The 8,090-nt window shown below is 72.5% G+C and carries 5 protein-coding genes; 3 read left to right on the top strand and 2 right to left on the bottom strand.

Translation table 11 applies throughout. The features are described 5' to 3' along the window. On the bottom strand, positions 1-1,781 hold a 1,781-nt coding region (locus BLQ63_RS22105), incomplete at its 3' end, for an HNH endonuclease signature motif containing protein (RefSeq protein ID WP_143015041.1). Between the two features lie 427 nt (positions 1,782-2,208). After that, positions 2,209-3,510, bottom strand: coding sequence for a BNR-4 repeat-containing protein (locus tag BLQ63_RS22100; RefSeq protein ID WP_091039710.1), 1,302 nt, complete (start codon positions 3,508-3,510; stop codon positions 2,209-2,211). A 186-nt stretch (positions 3,511-3,696) separates the two neighbouring features. On the opposite strand from BLQ63_RS22100, the gene BLQ63_RS22095 reads away from it, so the two are divergent. From BLQ63_RS22095 to BLQ63_RS22085, 3 genes are all read left to right on the top strand, one after another. Next, positions 3,697-4,455 (top strand): GAP family protein, encoded by a 759-nt coding sequence (locus BLQ63_RS22095; protein ID WP_091039696.1) that lies wholly within the window; start codon positions 3,697-3,699, stop codon positions 4,453-4,455. 150 nt (positions 4,456-4,605) lie between these two features. Beyond that, positions 4,606-6,297: an ABC transporter transmembrane domain-containing protein gene (locus BLQ63_RS22090; RefSeq protein WP_091039695.1), complete on the top strand. Its 1,692-nt coding sequence runs from the start codon at positions 4,606-4,608 to the stop codon at positions 6,295-6,297. Continuing rightward, positions 6,290-8,029 (top strand): ABC transporter ATP-binding protein, encoded by a 1,740-nt coding sequence (locus tag BLQ63_RS22085; protein WP_091039694.1) that lies wholly within the window; start codon positions 6,290-6,292, stop codon positions 8,027-8,029. The genes BLQ63_RS22090 and BLQ63_RS22085 overlap by 8 nt, the downstream gene beginning before the upstream one ends. Positions 8,030-8,090: the final 61 nt, after the last annotated feature.

Raw genomic sequence — 8,090 nt, 5'->3', positions numbered from 1 at the left:
CTGGGCATGGTGAGGGGCCCGATCCCGCGTGGTGGGTTCGGGCTGCGCCTGGCGTGTGGCGCTTCCCCCAGCAGTGGCCTGCTGGGGCAGGGTAAGAACGGCGGTTCCCCGAAGTCGGTCGACCGAGAAGGGCCCGGCCCCGGTGCGGTGGCGGTGGCGGTGAGGGCGGGCTCCGACCTTGATCGACGCCCTTGGGCGGCTTGGGGTTCGGGGTCCGGTGTTGTGATGGCGAAGCGTTCTCGTGCTTTGGCCCTGGCGGCTTTGATCGCGGCGAGGGTTTGCCGGCGGTCGGCTTCTTGGTCGAGGGCGTCCAGGTCGGGTGTGAGGGTGTCGGACCATTCGGTGCGGTAGAGCCCGGTCGGGAAGGCATCCCAGTCCGAGTCTCGGTGCTCGGCGTCCATGTCGGCGTCGGAGCGCCAGTCTGAGCACCCGCATTCGGTGTTGTCAGTGCCGCTGTGGCCGTGCACCCCTTTGATACCGGTGCCGTCACTGGCGGTGGCACGCTTGGCGTGGGGGTGGTCGTGGTGGGTGATGAGGGCCTGGCCGGGGCCGGTCTTCTCCACCGACCAGCCGGTGGTGTGCACGCGGCCGTGGTGGAACCGGCAGACCAGGATCAGGTTGGCCGCGTTCGTCAAGCCGCCGTCGGCCCAGTGGGTGATGTGGTGGGCTTCGGTCCAGGCGACCGGCCGGTCGCAACCGGTCCAGATACACCCCTCAGGCTGCTCCAGCTCGAGCTTGCGGCGCAGGGCGACATTCGGCAGCCGCAGCGCCCGGCCGAGCTCGACAGCCTCGCCTTCCTCGTAGTCGAAGACCGAGGGGACGACACCGGCTTCACAGGCCAGCAGACGCGCCTGGGCGACACTGACGGGCTGGCCTTCCAGAAGGGGCAGGCGCCCGGTGTCCTGGCCCTGGAGCGTCTGAACGTCGACGGTGAGGTCGAGGGTGGCGGTGTGCCCGTGGCGGGTGGCGGCTTCAGGTGACGTGCCGTATCCGGCGAGGAGTTGGTGGAGGGCTTCGGCGTGCCGGTTCGCCTGCGGGGGCAAGACCCCTTCGGCGTCCTGCTCGTCTTGGCGCGGTGGCGGGCAGGCGGTCTTCAAGTACTTGTCCAGGAGCCTGCCGGTGGCATCGGAGAGATCGCCTTCCAGGTGCCACATGCCGTTGCCCTGCTCGGTCAGCTCCAGGCGTTGCAGGGACTGCTCGCCCAGGGCATCGAGGAGTTCGGTCTCCTCGGCGATCGCGGCCCGCAGCTCATCGAGGTGGCGGCGCAGGTCCTTGAACGAGGCATGCGCGCAGTACTCGCTGACCATGGCTTCGGGGGTCGTGCAGGTGACGTCGGGGTCGAAGGGTGAGGCGACCGGGGCCCTGAACGGTGTCTTGGCGAACTGGCGCATGGCCGGGGTCTGGTCGAGCTGGCGGACGGCATAGGCGACCTGGTCGATCCTGGCCGCTCCGGTCGTTGCCGCCCGTGCCAGGACGGTGAACTTGCGGGCGAGGCGGGCGATGGCCGCGATCGAGCCTGCCGTGTTGAACGTGAAGTCGAACTGCGACAGCAGCAGATCCCGCAGCGCGGAGAACCCGAACTGGGAGCGGTGGAGATTGGCCTCGTTCATCGCGATCACCGCCGACAGGACTTGCGCATGCTGGGCATTGATCAGCGAGGCGGCCGCATCGAGCGTGGAGCGGAGGGCCTGCGCCCGCGAACGGGAATCGGCCGGAACGAGGAGAGAGCCAGCAGCGGGGGCGGTGAGCGAGTGGTCCGGGGTGGTGGTGCACGTGCTCATGGGTCTCGTCTCCCTTCCGCTGTTCTCGAAGGTGTTCCCGCTTTTCGATCCCGCGTTCTATACCAATAGTGACATGCCAACCGCGCACTGTCATCACTCGATGGAGTGAACATTCCATTGAGGACCATCAATGTCGCCCTTGAGACCGCCTGCACCGCAACACAACCCGCCACCCGCCTCAGCGCTCCGCGCCTCGGGACCAGGGGGCCTGACGGCCGCCACCCGACCCCACCCGCCACTCACCTCTTCGTCGCCGCCCGCTCTGACCCCGCCCCCATCACCCCCGCCAGACGACGAGCCACCCCACTCCAAGTCCACCCCTCCACCGCCGCCTTCCCTGACCTCCAGCAAAACTTCACCCTGACTCGGCGACGAACCGCAGTTCGACCTGACATCACTCGCAGGTCCTCGCCTGACGGCATCGTCCCTAGCGCACCCGGTCGAGCAGGACTATCTCGCACGCGTAGTGCTGCGACGCCGTCATTGAGCCGCGGAACCACAGCAGCGGGGCCCGCGACGGGTCTCCCGGCGCCACGATCGGCCGCAGATTGTCCACATCGGAGTTCTCGGTGACCGGCGTCCACGTCCACGACGCCCCGCCGTCGGCGGTCTGCCCGGCGAAGATCTCGTGGTGCGCCAGCCGCTCCCCGCTTCCCGGGTCGACCGGCGTCGAGACGTACACGGCGTCGAGGTCGTACGGGTCGATCGCGGCCAGGCCCGTGTAGTCCTCCTCGTGCGGCATCAGACCCGGCCCCGCCTGCGCCATCTCGCTCACCTGCCACTCGCCACCGGGAGCCAGGCGGGCGTAGAAGAACCGCAGGTCCGGCACCGGGCGCTTGCGGAAGAACCGCTCCTCGGGGTCGCCGCCGAAGCGCGCGGTCAGCACCGCCGCCACCGTCCCGTCCCCGGACCGGCGGATGTCGGTGGTCCAGCAGTGGGAGATCCGCTCGCCGCCCCATTCGGACCCGGCCGCCAGCACCGTGGTCAGACCCTCCTGCGAGAACGCTTCCCCTTGCAGCGCTTCGGGGTCGAGCACGCCGCCGTCGCTGCGGCGGAGCACCCCGCCCTCCAGGTAGCCGTGGTAGACCGAGTTGTCGAAGTCGCGTGGGTGGTGGTCGGTGGTGACCAGGTCGATCCGCTCGCCGGCCCCGCCCGCGTAGCGCGTGTAGCCGTTGACATAGCCGACCTTCGGACGGGTGAAGAGCTTGCCCGCGTACGCCCACGTGTCGCCCTCGTCGTCCGAGACGAGCGCACACTGGTCGTCGTTCACCGCCCTCGCGAAGCAGTACAGGCGACCGTCCACGGCCCGCAGGTTCGAGTAGGTGACGCCCCGGCCCCCGGTGAGGGCGCTCCAGTCGAAGGTCCGCTCGGGACCCCACCGGGTCGCGTCATCGGGCTCCGAGACGCGCCAGCGCGTCAGGTCGTCGGTCTTGTGCCTGGTGTAGACGGCCAGCCAGCGCCCGTCCGAGCGGCGCCACAGGGCGGGCACGTCGTGGTCGTCGGCCTCCAGGCGCTCGTGCAGCACGACCACTTCGGAAGCGCCGGTGCGCAGGTCCACGACCGCGAGCTCGACGTTGCCCGAGCGGGCCTCGCCGCCGGGCCCCTCGGCGGCGGCGATGGAGCCGACGACGAGGGTCTGCGACGCGGGGTCGACCAGCGCCCGCTCGTCCTGGAACCAGCACCACGCGCCGTTGTCGTTGACCACCCGGGGTTCGGGACCTGGCTGCATGCGGACCTCCTTCGGCGGGTCCGCGAAGCGCGGACGCATCGAGACCCGACACTATCTGCAAACGTTCTCCAATCCGAACGAGGCCCCTCCGCTCCTTTCGGATTGCCACCAAAGGTGCACGCGCCCTGCGAAACCTCACTCCCGCGACCGACGCGGACCGCCCCCGCGACTCCATACGCTCCACGTATGGACCTCACCCTCGCCGCCTCACTCGCCGCGCTCGCCCTGATCGACTCGACGAGCTTCGGCACGCTGCTCATCCCGATCTGGCTGCTGCTCGCGCCCGGACGCGTCAAGGCCGGCCGGATGCTCGTCTACCTCGGCACCATCGCCGTCTTCTACTTCGCCGTCGGCATGGCGATCGTGCTCGGCGCGACCACCTTCATCGAGGACATCGGCGCCCTCATGGAGACCCGCGCCGCGATGTGGGTCCAGCTCGTCCTCGGCGCCGGCCTGCTCGCCCTCAGCTTCCGGTTCGACTCCAAGAAGCGCAAGGAAGGCGGCGGCCGCGTCGCGCGCTGGCGCGAACGGGCCCTCGGCATCGAGGAGGCCGACGCGGGCGGCACGGACGGCGGGACGCGCACCAGGCGCGGCTCGGCGCTGTCCCTGGTCGGCCTCGCCGCCGGCGCCGCCACCCTCGAGGTCGCGACCATGCTGCCCTACCTCGCCGCCATCGGCATGGTCACCGCCGCCGGTCTCGGCGCCGCCGGGACCACCGCGACCATGGCCGGCTACTGCGCCGTCATGATCCTGCCCGCGCTCGTGCTCCTTGGCGCCAGGCTCGTGGCCCGCGACGCCGTCGAACCGCTCCTGGTGAGGATCAACAACTGGATGACCAAGAACGCGGCCAGCACCACCGGCTGGGTCATCGGCATCGTCGGGTTCCTCCTCGCCCGCGACGCCGCCGTGCGCCTGGGCCTGCTCGACGCGCTGATCAACCGGTGACGCCCGCGGACGTGGGCGGGCACACCTTGCCAAGCAAGTTAGCCTTGCCTAATATTTCGGTGACCGCCCCGCCGCCCGCAGACAGGACCCCATGCCCCCGCGCTATCGCAACCAGCCCGCCCGCCGTGCCGCGACCTCCGGGCCCCGGCCATGAGGCTCCCGCGCTGGTTCCAGGCCCCCGCCGAGCCGATCCCCGTGCGACCCATCCGCGTCGACGCGGACACCACGCCGCGCCGGCTCGCCGCCCGCGTCATCCTCGGCGCCCCCGGGTACACCGCGCCCGCCGGGGCGCTGGCCGTCGGCCACCAGATCGGCGAGGCCCTCGTCCCGGTCATCATGGGCTTCGCCATCGACCAGGCCGTCGCCACCGGCGACCCCGTCCGGCTCGCCCTGTGCCTGGTCCTGCTCGCCGCCGACTTCGCGATGCTCTCCTACAGCTACCGGTTCGGCTCCCGCATCGGCCTGCTCGGCATGGAGGCCGTGCAGCACCGGCTGCGCACCCTCGTCGCCGGACGCCTGCTCGACCCGACCGGCGTCGCCGGCCGCGCCGGGCTCCCGGGCACCTCGCTCTCCATCGCCGCCACCGACGTCAACGTCCTGTCCCGCGCCGTGTTCATCGCGGTCTTCCCCGTGGGCCAGTTCGCGGGCATCCTGCTGTGCGCGGTGGTGCTCCTGGCGATCTCCTGGCAGATCGGCCTCATCGTCCTCATCGGCGTCCCGCTCCTGCTGCTGCTCATGGACCGCGCTGGCGGGCCGCTGCGCCGCCGCTCCGAGCGCCAGTCCGAACTCGCCGCCGAGGCCTCCGGGAAGGCCGCCGACCTCCTCGCCGGTTACCGGATCCTGTCCGGCCTGGGCGCCCAGGCCGCCGGGGCCGACCGGTACCGGCGCGCCAGCCGCGACGCCCTCGACGGGAGCCTCCACGCCGCGGGCGCCCAAGGCGTCTTCGTCGGCTCCATGAACCTCGCCACGGGCCTGTTCGTGGCCGGACTCGCCGTCGTCGCCGGACTGCGCGCCCTCGACGGGGACCTCACCGTCGGCCAGCTCATCACCGTCGTGGGCATCACCCAGTACATCATCGGGCCGATCGGGTCGTTCGCCTCCGCGTTCGGGCCCATGTGGGCGGGCGCGCTCGCCGCCGCCGCCCGGGTCCTCACCGTCCTCACCCTCGCCCCGAGAGTCGAGAACCCCGGGACCGCCAGCCCCGAACCGGGCGAAGGACACCTGCGCCTCACCGGCGACGACGACCTCCACATCGCCCCCGGCGAATGCGTCGGCCTGCGCGCCGGACCGGCCGAGGCCGCCGAGCTCGCCGCGGTCCTCTCCGGCGCCGCCGAGCCCCGCAGCGGCACCGCCACCTGGCAGGGCCGGCCCCTCGGGGACTTCGACCTGGACGCGTTGAGGGCCTCGATCCTCGTCGTCCCCCACCACGCGGCCCTGTTCGACGGCACCATCCGCGAGAACGTCGCCCTCGGCACCGCCTCCGAAGAACGGACCGCCGCCGCCCTCGAAGCCGCCGACTGCGCCGAGATCGTCGAATCCGCCCCCGACGGTCTCGACGCCCAGGTGGGCGACGACGGCCTGCGCCTGTCCGGCGGCCAGCGCCAGCGCCTCGCCCTCGCCCGCGCCCTCGCGCAGCACCCGCCGCTGCTGGTGCTCCACGAGCCGACGACCGCCGTCGACTCGGTGACCGAGGCCCGCATCGCCGAACGGCTCCGCGCGGCCCGCGGCCCCTACTCGACCCTCCTGATCACCGACGCGCCCGCGCTCCTGGCCGTGTGCGACCGCGTGATCGGCCCCGACCGCGCCGAAACGAGCCGCAGTGACGAGCACGCCCATGAGTGACCACGGCACCCGCGAGGCGCTGCCCCTCGCCGACGCCGCGCAGGTGCGCGCCGAAGTGCGCCTGGCCCTCAAGGGCGGGACGTGGAAGGTCGTCGGCGTCGTCGCGCTCCTGACCCTCGGCGCCGCCGCCGGCCTGGTCACGCCCTGGGCCCTCGGCTCCCTCGTCGACGCGGTCGCGAACAGCGAAGGCGCCGAACGCATCTGGTGGATCGCCGGTGCCATCGCCGCCGGCTCGCTCGTGGCCGCCATCGCCGACGGCGTCGGCCAGGTCGGCGCGACCCGCCTGGTCGAGCGCGTCCTCGCCTCCACCCGCGAGCGCATGGTCGCCCGCGGGCTCGCCCTGCCGCGCGCGGCCCTCGAACGCGCCGGCGCGGGGGACCTCGTCAGCCGCTCCGGCGACGACGTCAACGTGGTCGCCGAAGCGGCCCCGCTGGTCGTCCCCGCCGTCGCCGGTTCGGCGTTCTCCATCGCCATGACCGTCGTCGGCATGGCCGTCCTCGACTGGCGCTTCGCCGTCGCCGCCGTGCTCCTGGTCGCCCCCGTCCACGCGCTCACCCTCAACTGGCACCGCAAGACCGCGCCGGACGTCTACGAGGCCGAGCGCGCCGCCATGGCCCACCGCGCCCACCACCTGCTCGCCTCGCTGCGCGGCATCGAGACCGTCCACGCCTTCGGGCTCTCGCGCCCGCACGGCAAGCGCATCGCGGCCGTCTCGTGGGCCGTCGCCCAGTGGTCGGTGCGGGCCCAGACCGTCGTCAACGGGTTCTTCGCACGCTTGAACTTCGCCGAATTCCTCGGCATGGGCTCGATCCTCGTCGTCGGCTTCTGGCTCGTGCGCGAAGGCCAGGGCACCGTCGGCGCCGCCACCACCGCGATGCTGTTCTTCCTCAGGCTCTTCGACCCGATCAACCGGCTCATGATCGTCGTCGACGACCTCCAGTCCGCGCTCGCGTCGATGCGCCGCATCGTCGGCGTCATCGGCGCCGACCGCTTCAAGGCCCCCGAGCACACCGAGCCCGAGAGCGACGCCGCCGCCGAGGTCGAGGCCCTCGACTTCGCCTACACGCCCGGGCACCCGGTCCTGCGCGGCATCGACTTCCGCATCGGCCCCAAGGAGACCGTGGCGCTCGTCGGCTCCTCCGGCGCCGGCAAGAGCACCCTCGCGGCGCTCATCGCGGGCGTCCTCGAACCCGACGCCGGGCGCGTGTCCGTCGCCGCCCGCGAAGGCGGCCCGGCCGTCGCCCTGGTCACCCAGGAGGTCCACGTCTTCGACGGGACCCTCCGCGAGAACCTCGACCTGGTGCGCCCCGGCGCGACCGACGACGAACTCGAGGCGGCGCTGCGCCGCGTCGGCGCCGAATCCCTTCTGGCCCTTGCAGACGGGCTCGACACCGGCATCGGCGACCGCGGCCTCGAACTGACCCCCGCGCAGGCCCAGGCGCTCGCGCTGGCCCGCGTGGTCCTGCTCGACCCGCGCCTGGCCGTCCTGGACGAGGCCACCGCCGAAGCCGGCAGCGCCGACTCGGCCGCGCTCGACGGGGCCGCCGCGGCGGCCCTCGAAGGCCGCGCCGGACTGCTCGTGGCGCACCGCCTCGACCAGGCCGCCAAGGCCGACCGGATCGTGGTCATGGAGCACGGCCGCATCGTCGAGGAGGGCACTCACGAGGGCCTGGCCGCCGCCGACGGGCCGTACGCCCGCGCCTGGAGCCTGTGGACGCGGGGCCGCTCGTGAACGGCACCGGCGGGCGTTGACGGCCGCACTAAGATCGAGCGACCAGCACGCCCTCCGAGCC

The organism is Glycomyces harbinensis (assembly GCF_900101745.1).
GTDB lineage: Bacteria > Actinomycetota > Actinomycetes > Mycobacteriales > Micromonosporaceae > Glycomyces > Glycomyces harbinensis.
The sequence above is the reverse complement of the archived record's forward strand: the minus strand, read 5'-3'. Positions and strand labels throughout refer to the sequence as shown.